Genomic DNA, 25,206 nt, shown 5'->3' with positions numbered 1-25,206 from the left:
GTAACTGCTGACCAACAAAGGCCCTACACCATGTCCAATTCCCTGCTAGTCCGCCGCGCCGCCGTGCTGGGTGCCGGCGTCATGGGTGCCCAGATCGCTGCCCACCTCACCAACGCTGGCGTCGACACCGTGCTGTTCGACCTGCCCGCCAAGGAAGGTCCGGCCGACGGCATCGTGCTGAAGGCGATCGCCAACCTGGGCAAGCTGAGCCCGGCACCGCTGGCCAGCAAGTCGCTGGCCGAAGCCATCACCCCGGCCAACTACGAGTCCGGCCTGGAGCAGCTGAAGGACTGCGACCTGATCATCGAGGCCATCGCCGAGCGCATGGACTGGAAGCAGGACCTGTACAAGAAGATCGCGCCGTTCGTGGCCGACCACGCGGTGCTGGCCTCCAACACCTCGGGCCTGGGCATCAACAAGCTGGCCGACGTGCTGCCCGAGCAGCTGCGCCATCGCTTCTGCGGCGTGCACTTCTTCAACCCGCCGCGCTACATGCACCTGGCCGAGCTGATCCCGGCCACCACCACCGACGCCGCCGTGCTGGAAGGCCTGGAAGAATTCCTGGTCACCACCCTGGGCAAGGGCGTGGTGTACGCCAAGGACACCCCGAACTTCATCGGCAACCGCATCGGCGTGTTCTCGATCCTGTCCACCATCCACCACACCCAGCAGTTCGGCCTGGGCTTCGATGAAGTGGACGGCCTGACCGGCCCGCTGGTCGGCCGCCCGAAGTCGGCCACCTACCGCACCTCCGACGTGGTCGGCCTGGACACCATGGCCCACGTCATCAAGACCATGGGCGACACCCTGCCGAATGACCCGTGGCATGAATTCTTCAAGTCGCCGAAGTGGCTGGACGCGCTGATTTCCAAGGGCGCGCTGGGCCAGAAGACCGGCGCCGGCATCTTCCGCAAGGTCGGCAAGGACATCGTGGTGCTGGACCTGGAGAAGCAGGACTACCGCCCGGCTGACCGCGCTGCCGCGCCGGAAGTGGTCGAGATCCTGAAGATCAAGAACCCGGCCGAGAAGTTCGCCAAGCTGCGCGAGAGCCAGCACCCGCAGGCACAGTTCCTGTGGGCAACCTTCCGCGACCTGTTCCACTACAGCGCCTACCACCTGGCCGACATCGCCGAGACCGCGCGCGACGTCGACCTGGCCATCCGCTGGGGCTACGGCTGGTCGCTGGGCCCGTTCGAAACCTGGCAGGCCGCCGGCTGGAAGCAGGTCGCGCAGTGGATCGCCGATGACATCGTCGCCGGCAAGAGCATGAGCAACGCCCCGCTGCCGGACTGGGTGTTCGATGGCCGCGACGGCGTGCATGCCGCCGAAGGCAGCTACAGCCCGTCGCGCAACGCCAAGCTGCCGCGCTCGTCGCTGCCGGTGTACCAGCGCCAGCGTTTCCCGGATCCGCTGCTGGGCGAGAAGTTCGCGCCGGGCGAGACCGTGTTCGAGAACGACGGCCTGCGCATGTGGCACGACGGTGATGGCATCGCCGTGGTCAGCTTCAAGACCAAGATGAACACCGTGTCCGACCAGGTGCTGGACGGCCTGCAGGAATGCGTCAGCCGCGCCGAGAAGGACTTCCAGGGCCTGGTGATCTGGCAGCAGAAGGAACCCTTCTCCGCCGGTGCCGACCTGGCCGGCGCGCTGGGCCTGCTGCAGGCCGGCAAGGTCGACCAGTTCGAGGAAATGGTCGCCAACTTCCAGCGCACCAGCCAGCGCATCAAGTACTCGCTGGTGCCGGTGGTGGCTGCCGTGCGCGGCCTGGCCCTGGGTGGTGGCTGCGAGTTCCAGATGCACAGCGCCAAGACCGTGGCCTTCCTGGAAAGCTACATCGGCCTGGTCGAAGCTGGCGTCGGCCTGCTGCCGGCCGGTGGTGGCCTGAAGGAACTGGCCGTGCGGGCCTCGCAGGCCGCGGGCCCGGGCGGCGACGTGTTCGCCGAACTGAAGAAGACCTTCGAGACCGTGGCGATGGCCAAGGTGTCCAACTCGGCGGTCAACGCCAAGGAACTGGGCCTGCTGCGCAGCACCGACAAGGTGGTATTCAACAGCTACGAGGCGCTGCACATCGCCAAGGCCGAAGCGCGCGCCCTGGCCGAAGCGGGCTACCGTCCGCCGCTGCCGGCACGCCGCATCCAGGTCGCCGGTGACGTCGGTATTGCCACCTTCAAGATGATGCTGGTCAACATGCTGGAAGGCCGTTTCATCAGCCCGTACGACTACGAGATCGCCGAGCGCATCGCCACCGTGCTGTGCGGCGGCAAGGTCGACCGCGGCACCCTGGTCGACGAAGAGTGGCTGCTGACCCTGGAGCGCAAGCACTTCGTCGAACTGGCCCAGCAGGAAAAGACCCAGGCCCGCATCGCGCACATGCTGAAGACCGGCAAGCCGCTGCGTAACTGATTGATGGCGGGTGCCGACCCCTGGTCGGCATCCCTCTGCCTCTGGAGGGTGCCGACCGTTGGTCGGCACTCCGGCTAAAAAATTCGAGAGATCACTGCAATGACCAAGCAAATCCAGGACGCCTACATCGTCGCCGCCACCCGTACCCCGGTCGGCAAGGCGCCCAAGGGCATGTTCCGCAACACCCGCCCCGATGACATGCTTGCGCACGTGCTGCGCAGCGTCGTTGCCCAGGCCCCGGGCGTGGACGTCAACCGCATCGATGACGCGATCATCGGCTGCGCCATGCCGGAAGCCGAGCAGGGCATGAACGTGGCGCGCATCGGCGTGCTGCTGGCCGGCCTGCCGAACACCATCGCGGCGCAGACCGTGAACCGCTTCTGCTCTTCCGGCCTGCAGGCCGTGGCGCAGGCCGCCGACGCGATCCGCCTGGGCAACGCCGACCTGATGCTGGCCGGTGGCACCGAGTCGATGTCGATGGTGCCGATGATGGGCAACAAGATCGCCATGGCGCCGAGCGTGTTTGACAACGACCACGTCGCCATCGCCTACGGCATGGGCATCACCGCCGAGAAAGTGGCTGAAGAGTGGAAGGTCTCGCGCGAAGACCAGGACGCCTTCGCCCTGGCCTCGCACCAGAAGGCCATGGCCGCGATCCAGAGCGGCGAGTTCAAGGACGAGATCAGCCCGTACGAGATCGTCTCGCACCTGCCGGACCTGGCCGACGGCCAGCGCATCATCACCCGCAACAAGATCGCCGACACCGACGAAGGCCCGCGCCCGGACTCCTCGGCTGAAGGCTTGGCCAAGCTGCGGCCGGTGTTCCGCAACGGCCAGTTCGGCGGCACCGTCACCGCCGGCAACTCGTCGCAGATGAGCGATGGCGCCGGCGCCGTGCTGCTGGCCTCGGAGCAGGCGATCAAGGATTACGGCCTGACCCCGCTGGCCCGTTTCGTCAGCTTCTCGGTGGCCGGCGTGCGCCCGGAAGTGATGGGCATCGGCCCAATTGCCGCGATTCCGAAGGCACTGAAGCAGGCCGGCCTGACCCAGGACCAGCTGGACTGGATTGAACTGAACGAAGCGTTCGCCGCGCAGTCGCTGGCCGTGATCCGCGATTGCGGCCTGGACCCGGGCAAGGTGAACCCGCTGGGCGGCGCGATTGCCCTGGGCCACCCGCTGGGCGCGACCGGCGCAATCCGTACCGCGACCCTGCTGCACGGCCTGCGTCGTCGCCAGCAGAAGTACGGCATGGTGACGATGTGCATCGGCACCGGCATGGGCGCGGCGGGTATTTTCGAAGCGCTGTAAGGTTCAAGGCTTTGCCGGCTGATTGCTGGTTGGCTGTGGGGCCCGGGTGGGTGAGGCTGCCCGGGATACGCCGTGAACCCGTCCCTGGGGGCTTGGCAGCGGCATCCATGCCGCTGACAGTCCCGGTCAGCCTCACCCCCACCCGCGCCATCCATCATTCCGCGCGGCGGAGGGGTGAGCAAAGGCAGGATCAAGAGCTGGGGTCAGAGCCCTTTGCTACGCAAAGGGATCCGACCCCGACTCGACGCTCGCGGAAACAAAAAAGGCAGCCACCGGCTGCCTTTTTGCTTTTGCTCTTGACCTTGATTCCGCCCTTCCCGTCCGCGCCCGCAGGAAACTGTCGAGAGGCGTGGGCAGGCCGCTGCAGGACCGTTGGCGCCATGGATGGCGCCATCGAGCCCCCATGGGTGAGGGCGCTTTGCTTGCGAAGCACTGCTTCGCAAGCGCCCGAACGCACAGCCGCCAGCGGCTGGGCCGGACCCCAGAGGGGGGTTTACGGCGTGTCCTGCAGCGGCCTGCCCGCGCCTCCCCCACTTTGGCAGGAAGGCGCTGGCGGAGCGCTTGATAAACCTTACTCCGCCAACATCGCCGCCAGCTTCTCCCGCGCCGGGCCCGCCAGCTTCGGGTTGTCCAGCGCGAAGCGGATCGTCGCCTCCACCAGCCCCAGATGCGTGCCGCAGTCGAAGCGGGTGCCCTCGAAGCGGTAGGCATCGACCTCTTCGGTCTTCAGCAGCTGCGCGATCGCATCGGTCAACTGGATCTCGCCGCCGGCACCGCTGCCGGTCTGCTCCAGCAGCTCGAAGATCTTCGGGCTGAGCACGTAACGGCCGACCACGGCCAGGTCGCTCGGCGCGTCCTCCGGCTTCGGCTTCTCGACGATCTGCGAAATACGGCCCTTGCGGCCATCGAATGCCTCGGTGGCGACGATGCCGTAGCTGGCAGTCTTCTCGTGCGGCACGTCTTCAACCGCGATCACGCTGGCGCCACTGGCTTCGTTGAGGTCGGCCATCTGCTTCAGCGCGCCGGCACCGCGGTTCCAGATCAGGTCGTCGGGCAGCAGCACGGCGAAGGGCTCGTCGCCGATCACCGCCTTGGCACACAGCACCGCGTGCCCCAGGCCCAGGGCCTCGGCCTGCGTGACAAAGATCGCGCGGACGCCGTTGGGCAGCACGTGCCGGATCAACTCCAGCTGTTCCTGCTTGCCAGCGCGCTCGAGCTTCTGCTCCAGCTCGTAGGCCTTGTCGAAATAGTCGGCGACCGCGTGCTTGTAGCGGTTGGTGATGAACACCAGCGTGTCGCAGCCGGCTTCGATCGCCTCATCCACGGCGTACTGGATCAGCGGCCGATCAATGATCGGCAGCATCTCCTTCGGCACAGTCTTGGTTGCTGGCAAAAAACGCGTCCCCAGCCCTGCCACCGGGAAAACTGCTTTGCGAATTCGCTTGCTCATTGGTGCCTGTTGGCCTCACGTGCCGGAAAAGGCACGACTTTAGCGGATGAAATGTAAGCATCCTGTTCGATTGGCGAGAACTCCGGCATCGTCGCAAACAGGATTTCCTGGATGCTGGCGGTGTCGTAGCTGGCAATCGCCTCACGCAGGCGTGGGACGTTGCCCAGCACCATATCCCGAGAGAATGTACGCACGCCGGCCTCGAGAATCTTCGGGTGCGCGGTCGAGCGGTAGTCTTCGTCCGAATAGAACAGCGTCTCGTGCAGCTTCTCGCCCGGACGCAGGCCGGTATAGATGATCTGGATATCCTTGTACGGCTGCTTGCCGGTCAGGCGGATCATCTGTTCGGCCAGCACGCGGATCGGCACCGGCTCGCCCATGTCGAGGGTGTAGATCGCGCCATGCGACGCCGAGGCGGCCGCCTGCAGAATCAGCTGACAGGCCTCGGGGATGGTCATGAAGTAACGGCTGACTTCCGGGTCGGTGACAGTGACCGGCCCGCCACGCAGGATCTGCTCGCGGAACAGCGGCACCACGCTGCCAGCCGACGCCAGCACGTTGCCGAAGCGCACCGTGACGAAACGGGTATGCGTGGACTTCTGGTCCAGGCTCTGGCAGATCATCTCGGCGTAGCGCTTGCTGGCACCCAGCGCATTGACCGGGTCGACCGCCTTGTCGGTGGAGATGAACACGAAATGCTCCACGCGCGCTTCCAGGCAGGCGCGGGCCACATTCTCGGTCGCCAGGATGTTGTTGCGCACCGCTTCGCGCAGCTGGCGCTCCAGCACCGGTACATGCTTGTAGGCGGCCGCATGGAAAGCCGTATCGACCGGGTGCAGCGACAGCGCATGGCGGATCACCGCCGGGTCACCACAATCGCCCAGCACTGCCTCGATCTCGACATCGGGGAAGCTGCGACGCAGCTCGCCTTCGATGGTCAGCAACAGCAGTTCACTGATCTCCAGCAGGATGATGCGACCGGCGCCATGCCGCGCGCACTGGCGACACAGCTCCGAGCCGATCGAACCACCGGCACCGGTGACCATCACGGTGCGCCCGCCCAACCAGCCGCGGATCAGGTTCCAGTCCGGCATGATCGGCTTGCGGCCCAGCAGATCCTCGATCGCCACTTCCTTCAACTGGCCCGGCAGCGACTGGCCCTGCAGGATGTCACTGAGCTTGGGCACGGTACGGAACGGCACGCCGGTGCTTTCGCAAATCGCGACGACACGCTGCATGCCCGCGGCGTCCAGCGACGGCATGGCAATGACCAGCAGCTTTGCAGCAGTCTCGCGGACCACCGTCGGCGCGTCATCCAGGGTGCCGAGGATCGGCAGGCCCTGCAGCTTGGCACCACGCAGGTGCGGTGCATCGTCGAGCAGGCCGACCGGCTCGAAGTTGCCGGAACGGCGCAGGTCGCGCACCAGGGTTTCGGCAGCCTGGCCGGCGCCGAGGATCAGCACGCGGCGGGCGCTGGAATCGGACTGCAGTGCCTGGTAGTCCTTCCAGGCGCGGTACAGCAGGCGCGGCGCGCCGAGCAGTGCCGACAGCGCGAACGGATAGATCACCAGCACCGACATCGGCACGCCGTCGAAGCGCTTCCACATCAGCACCAGGACGATCGCCACCATGCCGATGAAGCTGGCCTTGAAGATGTTCAGCAGGTCGCTGACGCTGGCGAACCGCCACAGGCCGCGGTACAGGCCCACGCGCCAGAACACCAGGCCCTGCAGCAACAGGACCAGGGTGGTATCGACGTTCCACAGGGGCAGTGCCGGGGCGTTGGGCAGGATCGAGTAGCGCCCTGCATGGAGCAACTGCCAGCATGCCCAGACCATGAAGAGGTCGTGGCAGACGATGGCCGAACGCGGCATCAGGCCGAGGATTCTGTCCCGCCAGGGTGAAGCCATAAGTCAGGTATTTCCTTGTCGGTGGCGCATTCCATTGCGCAGGAGGAGCCAGAGGACGCTCAACGCGATGAACCACGTGATCGCCACGGCAGCCTCCCACCTCGGCTGCAAATTGGAGCAGACATTGAACACTGTAATACTGAACAGGCCCAAAGCAAAGTACATCCCTGTCACCTGGGGGTGACTGGCTCCTGCCTGCACCGCGCGCTGGTAGACGTGCTGGGTATGGGGTTCCATCCAGCGTTGTCCGGAAATGATGCGCGCCAGCAGTGTGAAGCCGGCGTCCACGAGGAACGGCGAAACCGGCACCAGCAGCAGGATCCAGTTGATATCGGTGCGCACGCTGGCGAGCGCCAGCACGGCGGCGACCGCATACCCCAGCGCGCCGCTTCCGACATCGCCCATGAAGATCCGGGCCCGAGGGAAGTTGAACGGCAGGAATCCAAGGCAGGCCAGGCCCAGGGCCACGGCGGCCAGCGAGTACGGCCACGGCAGCACCGGCGCCAGCCCCAGCATCGCCACGACGGCCTGGCTGGCAGCAATGCCATTGATGCCGTCCATGAAATTCCAGATGTTGATCAGCGAGGCGGTGAACAGCAGCACCAGCACCGCCAGCAGCCAGCTGCCACCATTCATCTTGACCAGGCCGGCCAGCAGCGCTGCGGCGATGAAATGCACCAGCAGGCGACGCATCGCCGGCAGGGGCCTGTGATCGTCCCACCAGCCGATGCCGGCCACCAGCACCAGCCCAAGGCTGGCCACCAGCACCGTCGGCGTGCTTTCGGGCCAGGCCCAGATGGCCACGCCGGCAGTCACCAGCAGGCTGATGACGATGGCGATGCCGCCACCGCGTGGGGTGGCGACGCTATGGCTGCGGCGTTCGCCGGGCTGGTCCATCAACTGCTGGCGCAGCGCATAGCCGCGTGCAGCCCAGGTCAGCAACGCACTCAGCAGGGCGAGCCCCAGCAGCGCGCCCATTACAAGCCAGGGCATGGATCAGAGCACCGCGTAGTTCAGCAGCGGCTTGACCGTCCCCCACTCCTTGCAGCTCGGACACTGCCAGTGGTGGGTACGCGCACCGAAGCCGCAGCGCGTGCAGCGATAGGCCGGGTTGCGCACCAGCAGCTGGTCGGTGATGTGCTTGAGGTCATGCAGGGTGGCGGTGGAATCGGCTCCCTCGGCGAGGGTCAGGTCGATCAGCGCGGATTCGCCACGGACCGACGGGCGATCCTTGAGCTGGCGGCCGAGGTAGGCACGGGCCGGCGCCACGCCTTCCTGCTCTTCCATCAGCCGGGTCAGCGCCAGTACCGGGGCGATTCCGCGGTAGTGCTCGGTCATCTCCGACAGGAACGCGCGTGCGCCTGCCAGATCGCCAACCTTGCGATAGTTCTGCATCAGCGCCGGCAGCAGTTCCGGCAGGTATTCGGGGTCGTTGCGCGCGGCACGCTCGAAGGCGCGGACGGCGGCCTCGGGATTGCCCGCGTCGGTTTCCAGCCGGCCCTCGATGATGCCGGCGCGCACCGACATCGCGTCGGCCTGGTAGGCCCGGGCGATCGCCGCCCTCGCCTCTTCCAGCTTGCCGGCGCCACGGAAACGTTCGGCCAGTTCGCATTCGAACTGCCCGATCAGCTTGCCCATCGGCTCGCCGGTGACGTCCTCGAAACGGGTCGCGTTGTCGATCGCCTTTTCCCAGTCGCGCTCGGCCTGGTAGATGCCGATCAGGTGCTTGAGCGCCTGCGGTGCGCGCTGATCCAGCTGCGCCAGCTCGGTGAACACGGTCTCGGCGCGATCCAGCAGGCCGGACTTCATGTAGTCCTCGCCCAGGGCCAGCAGGGCCTGCACGCGCTGCGCATCACTCAGGTCATGGCGATTGACCAGCCCCTGGTGCAGGCGGATGGCGCGGTCGACTTCACCACGGCGGCGGAACAGATGGCCCAGCGCGACCTGGGTCTCGAAGGTTTCCTTGTCCAGCTCGGCGATGTGCAGGAACAGTTCGATGGCCTTGTCCGGCTGCTCGTTGAGCAGGTAGTTCAGGCCACGGAAATAGGTGCTCGACAGGCGGCTGACCTGGCTGTCACCGTGGCGTTGACCACCACGCCGTCCGATCACCCACCCGGCCAGGGCGGCCAGCGGAACGAACAGGAAGAACCAGAACCACTCGGTGACGAAATCCATCTTCGATCAACGTCCATCAAAAGATTGGGGGGAAGCAACCGGTGCCGGCGAGGCGACAGCGGACTTGTTGGCGCGGCGCAGCTGGCCATAGAGCGGAATGACCACGCTCACCAGCACCAGCCCGGCACCGACCACGACACCGACCAGCAGCGCGGCGATCAGGGCCACGCCCACCGAGGTGTGCAGCTGGGTAAACAGCAGGTTGATCGACATCGCGGTCATGTTGACCGCACCGATGATCAATCCAAGGATCAGCACCGCCAGCAGGACCAGCAGACGAAAAACCTTCATGCGACAGCTCCAGTGGCAGGAGTCCGTAGCTTATCCGACTCGCGGCTGGATTCGCACGCGGTGGCGCGACGGAAGGCTCAGGCCGGATCTGCGTCCAGCGGCAGCACACTGCTGACCCGCTCGCGCAATTCCTTGCCCGGCTTGAAATGGGGGACATGCTTGCCCGGCAGGGCAACCGATTCGCCGGTCTTCGGGTTGCGGCCCAGGCGCGGCGGACGATAGTGCAGCGAGAAGCTGCCAAAACCGCGGATTTCGATGCGATCCCCGGCGGCCAGCGATCCGCCCATCATTTCCAGCAACGACTTCACCGCCAGATCGACATCATCGGCCTTCAGGTGCGCCTGGCGGCGCGCAAGGATTTCGATCAGTTCGGATTTGGTCATTACCGGCTCACATCAGGGGCATCTCAGCCTGAAACGGCCCGGGCAATGCCCGGGCCGTCCAGGAAACAACGAACAGCGTAAGGCCGATTACTCGGACTTGTTGCCGTTCAGCTGTGCACGCAGCAGCGCGCCCAGCTGGGTGGTGCCGCTGGAAGCCGAAGAGGACTGGTATTCCTCCAGCACTTCGCGCATTTCCGCGTCGTCCTTGGCCTTGATCGACAGCTGCAGGGTACGGCCCTTGCGGTCCATGCCCACGAACTTGGCTTCGACCTTGTCGCCGACCTTCAGGTGCTGGGTGGCGTCGTCAACGCGCTCGTTGGCGATGTCGCGGGCCGAGACGTAACCTTCGATGCCGTCAGCCAGCTCGATGATCGCGCCCTTGGCGTCGACTTCCTTCACCACGCCTTCGACCTTGGAGCCCTTCGGATTGGCAGCCATGTACTGGCCGAACGGATCCTGCTCCAGCTGCTTCACGCCCAGGGAGATGCGCTCGCGCTCCGGATCGACAGCCAGGACGACGGCGTCCAGGGTATCGCCCTTCTTGAAGTTGCGAACGACGTCTTCGCCGGTGGTGTTCCAGCTGATGTCGGACAGGTGGACCAGGCCGTCGATGCCGCCGTCCAGGCCGATGAAGATGCCGAAGTCGGTGATCGACTTGATCTGGCCCGACACCTTGTCACCCTTCTTGTGGGTGGCAGCGAAGGTTTCCCACGGATTGGCGGCAACCTGCTTCATGCCCAGCGAGATACGGCGACGCTCTTCATCGACGTCCAGCACCATCACTTCGACTTCATCACCAACCTGGACAACCTTGGACGGGTTGACGTTCTTGTTGGTCCAATCCATCTCGGAGACGTGCACCAGGCCTTCGACGCCCGGCTCGATCTCAACGAACGCACCGTAATCGGTGACGTTGGAGACCTTGCCGAAGACGCGGCTGTTGGCCGGGTAACGACGGCCGATGTTGTCCCACGGATCCTCGCCCAGCTGCTTCAGGCCCAGCGAAACGCGGTTGCGCTCGCGGTCGAACTTCAGCACGCGGACGTCCAGCTCGTCGCCGACGTTCACGACTTCCGACGGGTGACGCACGCGCTTCCATGCCATGTCGGTGATGTGCAGCAGGCCGTCGATACCGCCCAGGTCCACGAACGCGCCGTAATCGGTCAGGTTCTTGACGACACCCTTCAGGATCGCGCCTTCCTGCAGCTTGTCCATCAGCTGCTCGCGCTCTTCCGAGTGCTCGCTTTCGACGACAGCGCGGCGCGAGACCACGACGTTGTTACGCTTGCGGTCCAGCTTGATGAGCTTGAACTCGAGTTCCTTGCCTTCCAGGTAGGCCGGATCGCGCACCGGGCGCACATCGACCAGGGAACCCGGCAGGAAGGCGCGGACATCCTTGATGTCCACGGTGAAACCACCCTTGACCTTGCCGCTGATGCGGCCGGTGATGGTTTCGTTCTTTTCCAACGCTTCTTCCAGCTCGTCCCACACCATCGCGCGCTTGGCCTTCTCGCGCGACAGGACGGTTTCGCCGAAGCCGTTCTCGATCGAGTCGAGGGCGACCTTGACGATGTCGCCTTCGGCGACGTCGATTTCGCCAGCGTCGTTACGGAACTGTTCGATCGGCACGATGCCTTCGGACTTCAGGCCAGCGTTGATCACCACGACGTCGCCGCGGACTTCAACAACGGTACCGCTGACGATGGCGCCCGGCTTCAGCTTGGCCAGGTTGGCCTGGCTGGCTTCAAACAGTTCGGCAAATGATTCGGTCATTAGATTTACTCTGTTGGACACATGGGTCGGTGGCGTCCCCTTCAGGGGAATGGCGACCGCCCGCCTGTTGGTCGACCCCGGAAAAGCAGGTCGTGTGTAGTAGGAAAACCGCCACGCATCATTGCGCGACGGAGCTGGTACAGCACTGCTATGCGCGACCACCGCCGATGCTGCTGGCAGCGCTCCCGCGCGAACGGATCAGGCAGCCGGAACCGGAAGCAGATCCATCACTCTGGCAACGACATCATCGATGCCGATGCCTGTGGTGTCGATGAGGACAGCATCGTCTGCCGGCTTCAGGGGCGCCACGGTACGCTGAGCATCACGGGCGTCGCGGGCCATGATCTCGCGCAGGAGGTCATCAAAGTTAACAGAAACCCCCTTGTCTTTCAACTGCTTATGCCGGCGCTCGGCGCGCTCCTCGGCACTGGCGGTCAGGAAGACCTTGTAGGAGGCGTCCGGGAAGATCACCGTGCCCATGTCGCGGCCATCGGCGACCAGCCCGGGCAGCTCCCTGAATGCGCGCTGGCGCTCCTTCAGGGCAGCCCGGACCTCCGGAATGGCGGCAATGGCCGAGGCCAGCGCACCGGTGGTCTCCAGGCGCAGTTCGTCGGTGGCATCGGTGCCGTTGACCATGACCCGCATGGCATCACCCTGCTCGACAAACTGAACGTGGGTGTCGAAGGTGCAGCGGACCAGCGCCGAGGCGTCGGAGGTATCGATGTCGGCCCAGCTTGCGGCGACGCCCACTGCCCGGTACAGCGCGCCCGAATCCAGGTAATGCCAGCCCATCCTGCGCGCGATGATGCGGCTGATGGTACCCTTGCCGGCCCCGGATGGGCCGTCGATGGTCAGGACGGGAGCGAGTGGATTCATGGGGGTCCCAGAGCGTGTGAAGAGGCCATTCTAGCCCCTGCCAGACGCCCCCAGCGGGATCTTTTGTGCAACCACTTGAAACCATGAGGAAAAGCCCGGTAGAATGGCGGGCTTGAACGAGCGTCAACTGCCGATTGTCTTTCGCATATCGCGGCCACGCTCCACCCGAACAACTACTGTTTACGCCGAGGTATGCCATGAAAGTCCTGTCCTCCCTGAAGTCGGCGAAGGCCCGTCACCGTGACTGCAAGGTCGTGCGTCGTCGTGGCAAGATCTTCGTCATCTGCAAGTCGAACCCGCGTTTCAAGGCGCGTCAGCGCTAAGCCTCACAGCCTTCCGGCTGCGGCTGGCCCTACGCGGGGCCGACCCGATGCAAGAAACCGCCTTCGGGCGGTTTTTTGTTTATGCGGCTTTTTCCTGCCGTTTTTGCTGTAATCGCCTTTCTTGACCACTGGGGAGTAGATCGAGATGAAGCGTTACCTGTCCGCCCTGGCCATGATGGCCACCCTGGCCGCCGCCACACCGGCACTGGCCGATACCCTGCTTGTCGATCGTGCCCGCGAGAAGCCGGCCGGTGCCGTGCCCGTGCGCGGCCAGAGCATGCAGCAGGTGCAGGCGCAGTTCGGCGCGCCCAACGAGCAGCTGCAGCCGCGTGGCGGGCAGAAGCGGCAGTGGCCGACCATCAACCGCTGGGTGTACCCGCAGTTCACCGTCTACTTCGAGAAGCAGAAGGTGATCAACGTGGTGGCCAACCAGGCGGACCCGAACGAAATCGGCCCGAAACCGCCGATCCGTTGATCCCTTTACCCGCCGTGGGCGGGCCTGTGTAGCGAGACCATGAACCAGACCCTTCGTTTTCCTGCCGAGTGGGAAGCCCAGAGCGGCGTCCTGATTGCCTGGCCCACCGCCGACACCGACTGGGCCGACCGCCTGGGCCAGGTGGAAGAGACCTACATCGCCCTGGTCGCGGCCATCACCCGCTTCCAGCCGGTGCTGATCTGCGTGGCCGACGATGATGTGGAGACCTATGCGGAGATGCGGCTGCGTTCCAACCGCATCGACATGGACAAGGTCCACTTCACCACGGCGGCCTACGACGATACCTGGCTGCGCGACTCCGGCCCGATCACCCTGCGCCGTGCCGACGGCGGTTTCCAGCTGCTGGATTTCCGCTTCACCGGCTGGGGCGGCAAGTTCGATGCCACCCTGGATGACCAGCTGGTGGGCGTGCTCGACCAGGCCGGCGTGTTCAATGACGCACCGGTGCGCAGCATTCCGTTCGCGCTGGAAGGCGGCGGCATCGAGACCGACGGCGAAGGCACCCTGCTGACCACCTGGAAGTGCCTGCACGAGCGCCACCCGGACCGCGACCGCGCCAGCCTGAGCGCCGACCTGGCCGACTGGCTGCAGCAGGACCGCGTGCTGTGGCTGGACCACGGCTACCTGGAAGGCGACGACACCGACGCCCACATCGATACCCTCGCCCGCTTCGCCTCGGCTGACAGCATCGTCTACCAGGCCTGCGACGACGAGAGCGACTCGCACTACGCCGAACTGCAGGCGATGGGCAATGAGCTGGCCGCGCTGCGCACCAAGGATGGCCAGCCGTACCGCCTGTTCCCGCTGCCGTGGGCACAGCCGGTGATCGACGAAGGCCGCCGGCTGGCTGCGTCGTACGCCAACTACCTGATCGTCAATGGCGCGGTGCTGATGCCGGCCTACGGCGACCCGGCCGACGACCTGGCCCGCGATGTACTGGCCCAGGCACACCCGGGCCGCGAGATCGTGCAGGTACCCTGCCGCTCGCTGATCTGGCAGAACGGCAGCCTGCACTGCATCACCATGCAGCTGCCGGCCGGGCTGTTGAAGGCGTAAGCGGTAGTGCCGGCCGCTGGCCGGCAACCATGCAATGCCTGATGGATCCACGGGATTGCCGGCCAGCGGCCGGCACTACCAGCACCCATTCAGCGCGCAACACGCCGTCGCCGTCCATCCGCGCTAACATGCAGGTTTTCCCCCGCAGGAACGCCCCGCATGAACTCGCGCAGCCCCCTTACCGTCGCCCTGATCCAGGAGCGCAACCACGGTGATGCCGCCGCCAACCTGGCGGTGATCGAAGCACGCGTGGCCGAGGCGGCTGCCCAGGGTGCCAAGCTGGTGCTGCTGCAGGAACTGCACAACGGCCCGTACTTCTGCCAGCACGAGTCGGTGGACGAGTTCGACCTGGCCGAGCCGATTCCGGGCCCGAGCACCGAGCGCCTGGGCGCGCTGGCGAAGAAGCATGGCGTGGTGCTGGTCGGCTCGCTGTTCGAGCGCCGCGCTGCCGGCCTGTACCACAACACCGCCGTGGTGTTCGAGAAGGACGGTACCCTGCTCGGCAAGTACCGCAAGATGCACATCCCGGATGATCCGGGCTTCTACGAGAAGTTCTACTTCACGCCGGGCGACATCGGCTTCAAGCCGATCGACACTTCGGTGGGCCGCCTTGGCGTGCTGGTGTGCTGGGACCAGTGGTACCCGGAAGCGGCACGCCTGATGGCGCTGGCCGGCGCCGAACTGCTGCTGTACCCGACCGCGATCGGCTGGGACCCGGACGATGTGCAGGACGAGAAGACCCGCCAGCGCGACGCCTGGGTGCTGAGCCACCGTGGCCACGCCGTGGCCAACGGCCTGCCGGTGCTGAGCTGCAACCGCGTCGGCCACGAAGCCTCGCCGCTGGGCGCTTCGGGCATCCAGTTCTGGGGCAACAGCCACGTGCTGGGCCCGCAGGGCGAATTCCTGGCCGAGGCCGGCACCGACGCCACCGTGCTGCTGTGCGACGTCGACCTGCAGCGCAGCGAGCATGTGCGCCGCATCTGGCCGTTCCTGCGTGATCGCCGCATCGATGCCTACGGCGACCTGCTCAAGCGCTACATCGACTGAGCCGGAGCCCGCGCATGGCCGTCCTCATCCGTGATGCCGGCCCGGCCGACATCGACGCGATCACCGCGATCTATGCGGTGGAAGTGACCGACTTCGTCAACACCTACGAGTACGACATCCCGGACGCGACCGAGATGCTGCGCCGCATGCGCGACATCGTCGATCGCGGCTTCCCCTACCTGGTCGCCGAGATCGACGGCCAGGTCGCCGGCTATGCCTACGCCAATACCTACCGCACCCGCGTCGCCTACCAGTGGACCGTGGAGAACTCGGTCTACGTCGATGCCGCATTCCAGGGCAAAGGCGTCGGCACTGGCCTGCTGCAGGCCTTGATTGATGCCTGCGTGACGCGTGGCTACCGGCAGATGGTGGCGGTGATCGGCGAACCGACCAACACCGCGTCGATCAAGCTGCACGAACGCTTCGGCTTCGAGCTGGTGGGCGTGTTCCGTGGCCTTGGCCGCAAGCACGGCCGCTGGCTGGATACCGTGCAGATGCAGCGCGCGCTCGGCGATGGCGCCGACACCGCACCTTCCAATGAATGAACCCATGACTGAAACCCTTCCCGAAACCGGCGACGACCTGTTCGCCGGCCAGCCGGTGCGCGTGGTCGAACGCGACGGCGTGCGTTACACCCTGCTGGGCACCGCCCACGTCTCACGCGCCAGCGTCGAGGCCGTTGAAAAGGCCATCGACAGCGGCCGCTTCGATGCGGTGGCCGTCGAGCTGGACCCGCAGCGCCTGCAGGCGCTGAGCGACCCGGACACACTGGCCAAGCTCGACCTGGTCGAGGTGATCCGCAAGGGCCGCGTCGCCCTGTTCGCCGCCAACCTGGCTCTGTCCGCCTACCAGCGCCGCCTGGCCGAGCAGCTCGACATCGAGCCCGGTGCCGAACTGAAGCGTGCGGTGGAACTGGCGCGCGAGCGCAACCTGCCCGTGCACCTGATCGACCGCGAGGTCGGCCTGACCTTCCGCCGTGCCTCGCAGCGGCTGGGGTTCTTCGGCAAGCTGAAGCTGGTCGCCGGGCTTGGCGCCGGCCTGTTCTCGTCCGAGGAAGTGGGCGAGAACGAGATCGAGAAGCTCAAGCAGGGCGACATGCTGGAATCGAGCTTCGGCGAGTTCGCCAGCGAGAGCCCGGCGCTGTACGAGACCATCATCGGCGAGCGTGACCGCTACATGGCCACGCGCCTGCGCGAAGAACACGATCCGCAGCAGCGTGAAGTGCTGGCGGTGGTCGGCGCCGGTCACCTGGCCGGGCTGGCCCGCTACCTGGAAACCGACACCGAGGCACCGGCACCGCTGCGTGCCGAGCTGGAGGCGGTGCCGAAGAAGCGCAACATTCCGTGGTTCACGCTCGGCATCCTGGCGATCGTGGCGACCGGCATCGGCGTAGGCTTCTACCGCGGCGGTCTGGGCGTGGGCACCGAGCTGCTGGCAACCTGGGCGATGTATACCGGCGGCCTGGCGGGCCTGGGCTGCCTGCTGGCCGGCGGCCATCCCCTGAGCATCCTCACCGCGATCGCGGTGGCCCCGTTCAAGCCGTTCCGCCTGAGCATCCCGACCGGCGCGTTCTCGGCACTGGTGGAAGCGCGGCTGCGCAAGCCAGCGTATGAGGACTTCCTGAAGCTGCGCGACGATGCGCAGAGCCTGAAGGGCTGGTACCGCAACCGTGTCACCCGCGTGGTGCTGACCTTCATGCTGACCAACCTGGGCAGCATGCTGGGCCTGTGGCTGACCACGTTCAAGGTCTGGGGCAAGGTGGCGGGCTGATGGTCCCCCCGGGCATGGCCCGGCGAAAAAAAAGGGGGAGGCCGCCCCACTACGACCGGCCTCCCCCACACCACAACACGTTGTCGCGCATTACAGCCGGGCAGCGCCCGGCGCTACCATTTCCAGGCCGCGCGCACGGCGGATCAGCCGCGTCACGGCAGTGCGCAGGTCATCGAGCACCGCGTAGATCGTCGGCAGGAACAGCAGGCTGACCACCGTCGAGAACGCCAGGCCGCCGGCAATCGCACGCGCCATCGGCGAATACTCCGGGCCATTGCCGAACATCTGCGTATCGGTCAGCGAGATCGGGATCATCGCCAGGATTGCCGTGCCCATGGTCATCATGATCGGGCGCAGGCGTTCGCGTGAGCCTTCCACCAACGCCTGGGTGCGGCCCATGCCGCTGCGCCGCAGGTTGTTGATGTGCTCGATCATCACGATTCCGTTATTCACCACCACGCCCATCAGCACCAGGATGCCGATGAAGGACATGATCCCGAACGAGGTACCCGTGATCCAGAACAGCCAGAACACGCCGAAGATCGAGAACAGCACGCCGCTCATGATCGCCGCCGGGAACAGCAGCGACTCGAACACCGCCGCCATCACCACGTAGATCATCACCAGCGCGATCAGCAGGTTGAACACCATCTGCTGCATGGCTTCGTCATCATTGCCGTAGTCGCCACCGTCGAAGGTGAAACCGTAACCAGCCGGGAAGTTCATCGGCTTGAGCACGGCTTCGATCGCCTTGCGCCCGTCCGGTGCGGTGACCTTCTCGGCCAGGTTGGCCTTGATGGTCAGCGTGGTCTGGCGGTTGGTGCGTCCGATCTGGGTGGCCGACGAACCGACGTCCACGGTGACCAGACTCAGCAGCGGCACGCTGCGGCCATCGCCGGTGCGCACGCTGAAACCGGCCAGGTCTTCCGGGCTGCTCTGCTCGGCGCCGGCGAAGCGCACCCACACCGGCACTTCATTGTCACCGCGGCGGAACTCGCGCATCGGTGCGCCGCGCAGCGCCAACCCGACGAAGCTGGCCACCTGCTCGGCGTTGAAGCCGAATGCCGCGGCACGCTCGCGGTCGACACGCACCTTCAGCTCGCCGCCCTTCTCGCCGTTGTCGATGCGCACGTCGCGCAGTTCGGCACGCTGCGCCAGCAACGGCACCACTTCCTGGCCGATCTCCTGCAGCATCGAGCTGGAATCACCCACCAGCTGCACCTGCACGCCCTGGTTGCTGCCGCCGCCATCGCCGCCCTGGTTGCCGACGAAGTAATCGGTGCGGGCCGACTTCGGCAGGCCCTTGCGCAGTTCCTCCTGCAGCGCCTTGATGTCCTTGGCGTACTTTTCGTCCAGGGTGACGACCGTGGAGCTGCCTTCCTGCTCGCTGTACCAGGAGTACACCTGCTTCACGTGCAGGCGTTCGCGGTTCTGGTCGATCCAGTTCTCCACCCGCGCCACTTCCTCGGACATCTGGCGGTAGGTGTAGGCACCCTTCCACATGTAGCCGATGAAGATGTCCTTGCCACCCTCGCCACCGAACATGTCGATCTTGGTCAGCTTCATCGGCACCAGGCTGACCAGCACCACCAGCAGGATGCCGAACAGGCTCCAACCGCGGTGATGCAGCGACCAGTCCAGCAGCTGCGCGTAGCGCCGCTGCAGGCGCGCGATCAGGCCGGTCTGCGAGTGCACCAGCTTGGGCGTGGCCATGCGTGCGGACAGCATCGGGATCAGGCTGACCGCCACCAGCCACGAGGCCAGCAGCGAGACCGAGATGGTGATCGCGATCTGCGCCATGAAAATGCTGATGTTGTTGGTCTCGCCGAACAGGTTCGGCACGAACACGATGCAGTGGCACAGCGTACCGGCGCTGAGCGCGATGGCCACGTTGCGGGTGCCGATGATCGAGGCCAGCCGTGGCTGCCCCGGCATGCGCTCGCGCTCCTGGTAGATGCTCTCCACCACCACCACGGCATTGTCGACCAGCATGCCCACCGCCAGCAGCAGGCCCATCATGGTCAGGATGTTCAGTGTCACCCCGACGAAGTACATGAAGCCGAGGGTGATGGTGAAGCAGATCGGAATGGCCAGGGTCACCATCAGCGTCGACGGCCAATGGCGCAGGAAGAAGAACAGCACCGTGATCGACAGGATCAGGCCGACCGCGCCGGCCTCGGCCAGTTCCAGCAGCGAGGACGTCACCGCCTTGCCCTGGTTGTCGATCACCTTGATCTGCACGTCGCGCATGGACGGCTGCGCGCGGATCGCCTCGACTTCGGCCAGCGCCGCACGCGAGACGTCCACCAGGTTGGCACTGCGCTCCTTGAAGATATCCAGGCCCACCGCCGGGTTGCCGTCCAGGCGGCGCCCGTAGTTCATCCGCGCCGGCTTCAGGCGGACATCGGCGATATCACCCAGGCGCAGGCCCTTGGCGTTGATCACCAGGTCGCGCATTTCCTGCAGGTCGGTGATCTCGCCCACCGGCTGCACGCGCACGCGCTGGCCGTTGTCGTCGATCTGCCCGGCCGAGATCGAGAAATTCAGCGTGCGCAGGCGCTCGCTCAGCTCGTTGATGCTCAACCCATGCGCGTTGAGCCGGTTCGGATCGATGGCGATCTCGACCTCGTTCGGCGGCGCACCGGTGATGTCGACCCTTGCCACACCCGGGATGCGCTCGATGCGCCGCTTGAACTCACGGTCGAGCATGTCATAGGCGGTGGTCAGGTCGGTGGTGCTGGCCAGGCGCACCTTCAACACGGGCTGGTCACTGCTGGACCACTTGAACACGTTGTAGCGCTGCAGGTCGTCGGGCAGGTCGCTGCGGATCGCGTCGATACGCTCGCGCGCGTCGGACGCGGCAATGGCGATGTCGCGGTCCCAGTCGCTGAACTCGATGTAGATCAGCGCCGCCTCGGAGGTGGCCGACGAGCGCATGCGCTTGATGCCGGTCATCGTCGCCAGCGATTCCTCGACCGGGCGGATGATGGTTCGTTCCACTTCTTCCGGGGTCGAGCCGGTGTACGGAATCTGCACGAACAGGAACGGCGCGGAGATGTCCGGCAGCGCCTCCAGCGGCAGCCGGAACGAAGCGATCAGGCCGATCACCACCAGCGACACGAAGCACATGATGGTGGTGACCGGGCGGCGGATGGAGAACTCGGCAAAACTCATGCCGGTTCCTCCACACCTGCCGTGCCGCCCTCGTCGCCGTGCAGGCCCTCGCCGGCATGCTTGCGGCCACGTTCGCGGTAATACGCATCGCCACGACGGTCCATCAGGTCGTACACCACCGGGATCACCAGCAGCGTCAGCAGCGTCGACACCAGCAGGCCACCGATCACGGTGATCGCCATCGGCGCACGCACTTCGGCGCCCTCGCCCATCGCCACCGCCAGCGGCAGGAAGCCGAACAGCGTGCACAGGGTGGTCATGATGATCGGGCGCAGGCGCGAGCGCGCACCTTCCACCAGCGCCTCGTGCTTGGCCACGCCGGCCTCGCGCAGCTGGTTGACCTTGTCGATCAGGATGATCGCGTTCTTGGTCACCAGGCCGACCAGCAGGATCAGGCCAATGAACACCACCACCGAGATGGGCTTGCCGGTCAGCATCAGCGCCAGGATCGCGCCGACCAGCGCCAGCGGGATGGTGAACAGGATCACGAACGGGTGCAGCAGCGATTCGAACTGCGAGGCCATCACCAGGTAGACCAGGAAGATCGCCAGGCCGAAGGCGAAGATCAGCGACTTCGCCGCCTGCGCCAGCTCTTCGCCCTGGCCGCCGATATGCAGGCCGACGCCCGCGCCCAGCGGCTGCTCGGCCACCATCTGCTGCACTTCACGCATGGCCGCGCCGAGGTCGATGTCGCGCAGGTTGGCCGACACCACCGCCACCCGGGTCTGGTCGGCCCGGTGGATCTCGCTGGGGCCAGTGGTGGCGACCACGTCGGCTACCGCGTCCAACGTGACCGGGCGGGTGCTGCCCGGGTTGACGATCAGCCGGCGGATGCTCTCCACGCTGGCGCGGTCGCCTTCCTGCGCACGCACCAGCACGTCGATCTTGCGGTCGCGGAAGCTGTAGCGGGTGGCGACGTCGCCGCGCACCTTCTTCACCACCACGTCGGCGATCTGGCGGGTGGTCAGGCCCAGCGCACCGGCACGCTCCTGGTCGAAGCGGATCTGGATTTCCGGGAAGCCCTCTTCCACCGTCGACTTCACGTCGGCGTAGTGGGCATTGCCGCGCAGCATCGCTGCCAGGCGCTGGCCGGCCACTTCCAGGGTGGCCATGTCCTGCCCGCGCAGCTCGATTTCCAGCGGCGTGGAGAAACTGAACAATGCCGGCCGCGCGAAGTCGACCTGGGCACCCGGGTGCTGGCTCATGGTACCGCGCAGGCGCTCGGTGATCGCCGCTTCCGTGTGCGCATTGCCGCCGCCTTCCATCACCACGGTCAGCTTGCCGATGTTCTCACCGCTTTCGGTCGGGCTGGCATCCAGCCGGGTGCCACTGCCGCTTACGCCATACAGCGAGGCCACGCCTTCGCCCTTGCCGTGTGCCAGCTGCAGCTCGCGCACCAGCGCATCGGTCTGCTTGAGCGGCGTACCGGCCGGCAGCTTCACCGTCATTTCGAAACGGTCCTGCGCCAGCTGCGGGATCAGGTCCGCACCAAGCATCGGCACCAGCGCCATGGTCGCTACGAAAATGATGGCGGCCACGCCCAGCACCTTGCCCGGATGCGCGAGCGCACTCGGCAGCAGGCGCAGGTAGCCACGCTCGGCGCCGGCATAGGGCTTCATCGCCAGGTCGCTGGCCTTGCGCATCACCGGGCCGATCACCGCGACCACGCCGCGCCACAGGCGCACCACCAGCCAGGCCAGCGCATAGAAGCTCCAGCGCACGCTGGCGACCACGCCACGGAGACCCAGCGCCACCGGCTTCTGCCAGCGCTTCTGCGGCTGCCACGCTGCGTTCGGCGCTTCTTCCGGGAACGCCAGCGGCGGCCGTCCCTTCAGAGAGCTCAACATCGGGATCAGGGTCATCGACACCAGCAGCGAGATCGCGATGGCGATCGCGACGGTCAGCGCCTGGTCGCGGAACAGCTGCCCGGCGATGCCGTCGACGAACACCAGCGGCAGGAACACCGCGATGGTGGTCAGGGTCGAGGCGACCACGGCCATGCTCACTTCGCGGGTGCCGGCAATCGCCGCCTGCAGGATGCCCAGGCCACGCTCGCGGGCCTTGGCGATGCTCTCCAGCACCACGATCGAGTCATCCACGACCAGGCCGGTGGCCAATGCCAGGCCACCCAGCGACATCACGTTCAAGCTGAGGCCGAGCTGGCCCATGAAGAAGAACGTGGCGATGATCGAGACCGGCAACGACAGGCTGATCACGAACGTGCTCCAGCCATCGCGCAGGAACAGGAAGATGATCAGGATCGCCAGCAGGCCACCGATCACGGCATCCTTCTTGACGTCGGCGATGGCGTGCTCGATGAAGCGCGACTGGTCCTCGATGGTTGTCAGCTCGACGTCCGACGGGAACGTGCCCTTGATCTGCTCCAGGCGCTTGCGCAGCGCTTCGGCGGTGGACACGGTGTTGGCGTCGCCTTCCTTGTAGATGGCCAGCTCGACCGATTCCTTGCCGCCCAGGCGGATGATCGCTTCACGCTCCTTGTAGCCCTGGCGCACCGTGGCCACGTCCTTCAGGCGCACCGGCACGCCGTTGGCAACCACGCTGGAGCCACCACCGGACGATGCGCTCTGTGCCGCCGACGCCGCCGCGATGGCGGCCGCCGAACCGGTCGACGCGGCGATGTTGAACATCTGCTGCAGCGCCGAGTCCGCCGCGCTGCCATTGGCGGCCTGGGTGGTGACCAGCAGGTTGCGGATTTCCTCCAGGTCGGCGAACTGATTGACGGTACGCACCAGGAAGCGCTGCGAACCCTCCTCCAGGCGGCCACCGGAAATATTGATGTTCTCGTCCTTCAGGCGCTTGATGACGGTGTCGATCGGCAGGTTCAGCTGGGCCAGCTTCTGCTGGTCGATGTCGACCTGGATCTCGTCCTCCAGGCCACCGCCGACCTTCACTGCTGCCACGCCAGTGACCGGCTCCAGTTTCTTCTTCAGGTCTTCATCGGCATAGCGGCGCAGGCCGGTCAGCTCGCGCACCGCATCGGCATCGCTGGTCGGCGCCGCCTTGTTCGACAACACCAGGCGCATGATCGGCTCGGTGGACGGATTGAAGCGCAGCAGCACCGGGGCCTTGGCCTCCAGCGGCAGGTTCAGCGCTTCCATCTTGTCGCGCACCTCCAGGCTGGCCTGGTCCATGTTGGTGCCCCAGGCGAATTCCAGCACCACATCGCTCTGGCCGGTGCGCGAGACCGACTTCAGCTTGCGCAGGTTCTTGACCACGCCAACCGCCTCTTCGACCGGCTGGGTGATCAGGGTTTCGATTTCAGTCGGCGCTGCACCGGTGTATTCGGTGCGCACGGTCAGCGTCGGATAGCTCAGGTCGGGCAGCAGGTTGACCTTGAGGTTGCCCAGCGCGATCAGGCCGAACAGCAGCAGCGTGACCGTGCACATGGCGATGGTCACGCGGCGGCGGGTGGCGAATTCCACCAGGCCGCCGCGCATGCTGGCGGCGGCGCCGTCGCTCGCCGGCGAGGCACCGTGGTCGTGGCCCGGCGCGGTCATTGCTTGCTCCCGGCCTTGTCTGCCGGCTTGGCGGCCGCAGCGACCGTCTTCGCCTTCGGGTCGGCAATCACCTGCACCGTGGTGCCGTCGCGCAGGGCGACCTTGCCGGCGGTGACCACCTGATCACCGGCCGCCAGGCCATCACGGATCTCCACCCACGGGCCCTCGGCGTAACCCAGCTTGACCGGAACGCGTGCGACCTTGCCTTCGCGCACGCGGAACACCGCCGGCTCACCGTCGTCGAGCAACGCCAGGCGCGGTACGACCAGCGCATCGGCACGCTGGTCGTAGTCGATGCGGATGCGACCGAACATGCCGGGCTGTAGCGCGTGTGCAGCGCCATCGAAGGCGCTGACCACGCGAAACGTGCCGCTGCCCGAATCCACCACCGGCGCGATGCGATCGACGGTGCCGGTGAAGCTCTGCCCCGGCAGCGCATCGGCCGCCAGCGTCACCGGCTGGCCGGCGCGCAGGGTGGCCAGCTCGCGCTCGGGCACGTTGAGGGTGGCTTCCAGCCGCGAGTTGTCGACGATGCGGAAGATCGGCGTGTTGATCTGCACGAAGTTGCCGGTCTTGATCGAGCGCGAGGCGATCACGCCGGAGATCGGCGCCACCACCGTGGTGTAGGACAGCTCCAGCGTGGCCAGGCGGTACTGCGCGCGGACGTTTTCCAGGTCGTAGCGCAGCTGGTCGACATCGGCGGCGCTGACCATCTGCTGGCCAACCAGCTTCTGTGCGCGCTGGTAGTTGTTTTCCAGCTTGCGCATCTGCGCTTCGCTCTGCGCAACGGCCAGGCGTGCGCGATCCGGGTCCAGCCGCACCAGCGGTTGGCCGGCGGTGACCCGCTGCCCTTCCTCGACCAGCACCGCCAGGGCTACGCCGGAGGTCTTGGCGACCACCTGCGACTCGGCGCGTGGCTCCAGCGCCGCAGTACCGGTGTAGCTGGCCGCGACGGCACGATGGCTGGCCACCGCGACTTCGACCGGGACGGCGTCGACCTTCTTCTCCTCCTTGGTCTCGGCAGCCTTGGCTTCGGAATTGGGCCCTGCGGCGCAACCGCCCAGCAGCAGGGAGGTGGAGATCAGCAGTGCGGCAGCGCAGATTCCGCTGCGACGGCCGGACAGGAAGGTTGGGTGCGACATCGTCAGATCCCTGGAGGATGCGTGGACAGGTGTGGTAGCAAAGTAATGCACCACTTCACGGCAACACCATATCCCAAAGGTCATGGTGCCTTCACGCCGCTGGTCGGCCTC

General features: G+C 66.1%; 19 protein-coding genes. 8 read left to right on the top strand and 11 right to left on the bottom strand.

From position 1 onward, the window contains the following. Nucleotides 1-30 precede the first annotated feature (30 nt). Both ACZK1G_RS09430 and ACZK1G_RS09425 read left to right on the top strand, forming a co-directional pair. Nucleotides 31-2,403: a 3-hydroxyacyl-CoA dehydrogenase/enoyl-CoA hydratase family protein gene (locus ACZK1G_RS09430; protein ID WP_014036899.1), complete on the top strand. Its 2,373-nt coding sequence runs from the start codon at nt 31-33 to the stop codon at nt 2,401-2,403. Nucleotides 2,404-2,502: 99 nt separating this feature from the next. Further along, nucleotides 2,503-3,711 carry an acetyl-CoA C-acyltransferase gene (locus tag ACZK1G_RS09425; protein WP_101765315.1) on the top strand — a complete coding sequence of 403 codons (1,209 nt, stop codon included), beginning with the start codon at nt 2,503-2,505 and terminating at the stop codon, nt 3,709-3,711. Nucleotides 3,712-4,282: 571 nt separating this feature from the next. On the opposite strand, the gene galU is transcribed toward ACZK1G_RS09425, so the two are convergent. The 8 genes from galU to cmk form a co-directional block, all read right to left on the bottom strand. Then, the gene (gene galU, locus ACZK1G_RS09420; RefSeq protein WP_049445751.1) at nt 4,283-5,161 is read right to left on the bottom strand and encodes a UTP--glucose-1-phosphate uridylyltransferase GalU; all 879 of its coding nucleotides are present in this window, start codon (nt 5,159-5,161) and stop codon (nt 4,283-4,285) included. Then, nucleotides 5,158-7,071, bottom strand: a complete 1,914-nt coding sequence (locus ACZK1G_RS09415; RefSeq protein ID WP_049445750.1) for a polysaccharide biosynthesis protein — start codon at nt 7,069-7,071, stop codon at nt 5,158-5,160. The genes galU and ACZK1G_RS09415 overlap by 4 nt, the downstream gene beginning before the upstream one ends. A gap of 3 nt (nt 7,072-7,074) precedes the next feature. Continuing rightward, nucleotides 7,075-8,064, bottom strand: a complete 990-nt coding sequence (locus ACZK1G_RS09410; protein ID WP_049445748.1) for an MraY family glycosyltransferase — start codon at nt 8,062-8,064, stop codon at nt 7,075-7,077. A gap of 3 nt (nt 8,065-8,067) precedes the next feature. Then, nucleotides 8,068-9,246, bottom strand: a complete 1,179-nt coding sequence (gene lapB / locus ACZK1G_RS09405) for a lipopolysaccharide assembly protein LapB (RefSeq protein WP_005416232.1) — start codon at nt 9,244-9,246, stop codon at nt 8,068-8,070. A 6-nt stretch (nt 9,247-9,252) separates the two neighbouring features. After that, nucleotides 9,253-9,537 carry a lipopolysaccharide assembly protein LapA domain-containing protein gene (locus ACZK1G_RS09400; protein WP_014036895.1) on the bottom strand — a complete coding sequence of 95 codons (285 nt, stop codon included), beginning with the start codon at nt 9,535-9,537 and terminating at the stop codon, nt 9,253-9,255. Nucleotides 9,538-9,614: 77 nt separating this feature from the next. Beyond that, nucleotides 9,615-9,920: an integration host factor subunit beta gene (locus ACZK1G_RS09395; RefSeq protein WP_049445746.1), complete on the bottom strand. Its 306-nt coding sequence runs from the start codon at nt 9,918-9,920 to the stop codon at nt 9,615-9,617. An 87-nt stretch (nt 9,921-10,007) separates the two neighbouring features. Beyond that, nucleotides 10,008-11,693: a 30S ribosomal protein S1 gene (gene rpsA, locus ACZK1G_RS09390; RefSeq protein ID WP_005416230.1), complete on the bottom strand. Its 1,686-nt coding sequence runs from the start codon at nt 11,691-11,693 to the stop codon at nt 10,008-10,010. Nucleotides 11,694-11,891: 198 nt separating this feature from the next. Continuing rightward, nucleotides 11,892-12,569 carry a (d)CMP kinase gene (gene cmk / locus ACZK1G_RS09385; protein ID WP_014036894.1) on the bottom strand — a complete coding sequence of 226 codons (678 nt, stop codon included), beginning with the start codon at nt 12,567-12,569 and terminating at the stop codon, nt 11,892-11,894. A gap of 197 nt (nt 12,570-12,766) precedes the next feature. Between cmk and ykgO the strand changes: the two genes are divergently transcribed. From ykgO to ACZK1G_RS09355, 6 genes are all read left to right on the top strand, one after another. Then, the gene (gene ykgO, locus ACZK1G_RS09380; RefSeq protein ID WP_005409283.1) at nt 12,767-12,892 is read left to right on the top strand and encodes a type B 50S ribosomal protein L36; all 126 of its coding nucleotides are present in this window, start codon (nt 12,767-12,769) and stop codon (nt 12,890-12,892) included. Between the two features lie 172 nt (nt 12,893-13,064). Next, nucleotides 13,065-13,367: a hypothetical protein gene (locus ACZK1G_RS09375; RefSeq protein WP_424143753.1), complete on the top strand. Its 303-nt coding sequence runs from the start codon at nt 13,065-13,067 to the stop codon at nt 13,365-13,367. 39 nt (nt 13,368-13,406) lie between these two features. Beyond that, on the top strand, nt 13,407-14,444 hold the full coding sequence (locus tag ACZK1G_RS09370) for an agmatine deiminase family protein (protein ID WP_032130076.1): 1,038 nt from the start codon (nt 13,407-13,409) through the stop codon (nt 14,442-14,444). Nucleotides 14,445-14,603: 159 nt separating this feature from the next. Next, nucleotides 14,604-15,491: a carbon-nitrogen hydrolase gene (locus ACZK1G_RS09365; RefSeq protein ID WP_005409280.1), complete on the top strand. Its 888-nt coding sequence runs from the start codon at nt 14,604-14,606 to the stop codon at nt 15,489-15,491. Nucleotides 15,492-15,505: 14 nt separating this feature from the next. Next, entirely contained in the window at nt 15,506-16,036 is a 531-nt protein-coding gene (locus tag ACZK1G_RS09360; protein ID WP_049442793.1) for a GNAT family N-acetyltransferase, read from the top strand. 4 nt (nt 16,037-16,040) lie between these two features. Next, nucleotides 16,041-17,261: a TraB/GumN family protein gene (locus tag ACZK1G_RS09355; protein WP_101765314.1), complete on the top strand. Its 1,221-nt coding sequence runs from the start codon at nt 16,041-16,043 to the stop codon at nt 17,259-17,261. Between the two features lie 90 nt (nt 17,262-17,351). On the opposite strand, the gene ACZK1G_RS09350 is transcribed toward ACZK1G_RS09355, so the two are convergent. From ACZK1G_RS09350 to ACZK1G_RS09340, 3 genes are read right to left on the bottom strand one after another with little or no spacing between them, the layout of a single operon-like run. Continuing rightward, nucleotides 17,352-20,435: an efflux RND transporter permease subunit gene (locus ACZK1G_RS09350; protein ID WP_197622153.1), complete on the bottom strand. Its 3,084-nt coding sequence runs from the start codon at nt 20,433-20,435 to the stop codon at nt 17,352-17,354. Next, the gene (locus ACZK1G_RS09345; RefSeq protein ID WP_197622154.1) at nt 20,432-23,953 is read right to left on the bottom strand and encodes an efflux RND transporter permease subunit; all 3,522 of its coding nucleotides are present in this window, start codon (nt 23,951-23,953) and stop codon (nt 20,432-20,434) included. The genes ACZK1G_RS09350 and ACZK1G_RS09345 overlap by 4 nt, the downstream gene beginning before the upstream one ends. Then, nucleotides 23,950-25,095: an efflux RND transporter periplasmic adaptor subunit gene (locus ACZK1G_RS09340; RefSeq protein WP_014036886.1), complete on the bottom strand. Its 1,146-nt coding sequence runs from the start codon at nt 25,093-25,095 to the stop codon at nt 23,950-23,952. The genes ACZK1G_RS09345 and ACZK1G_RS09340 overlap by 4 nt, the downstream gene beginning before the upstream one ends. Nucleotides 25,096-25,206: the final 111 nt, after the last annotated feature.

The sequence above is a fragment of the Stenotrophomonas sp. 109824_Sma genome (assembly GCF_056480025.1).
Note: the sequence above shows the minus strand (reverse complement) of the source record. Positions and strands in the feature narration are given on the sequence as shown.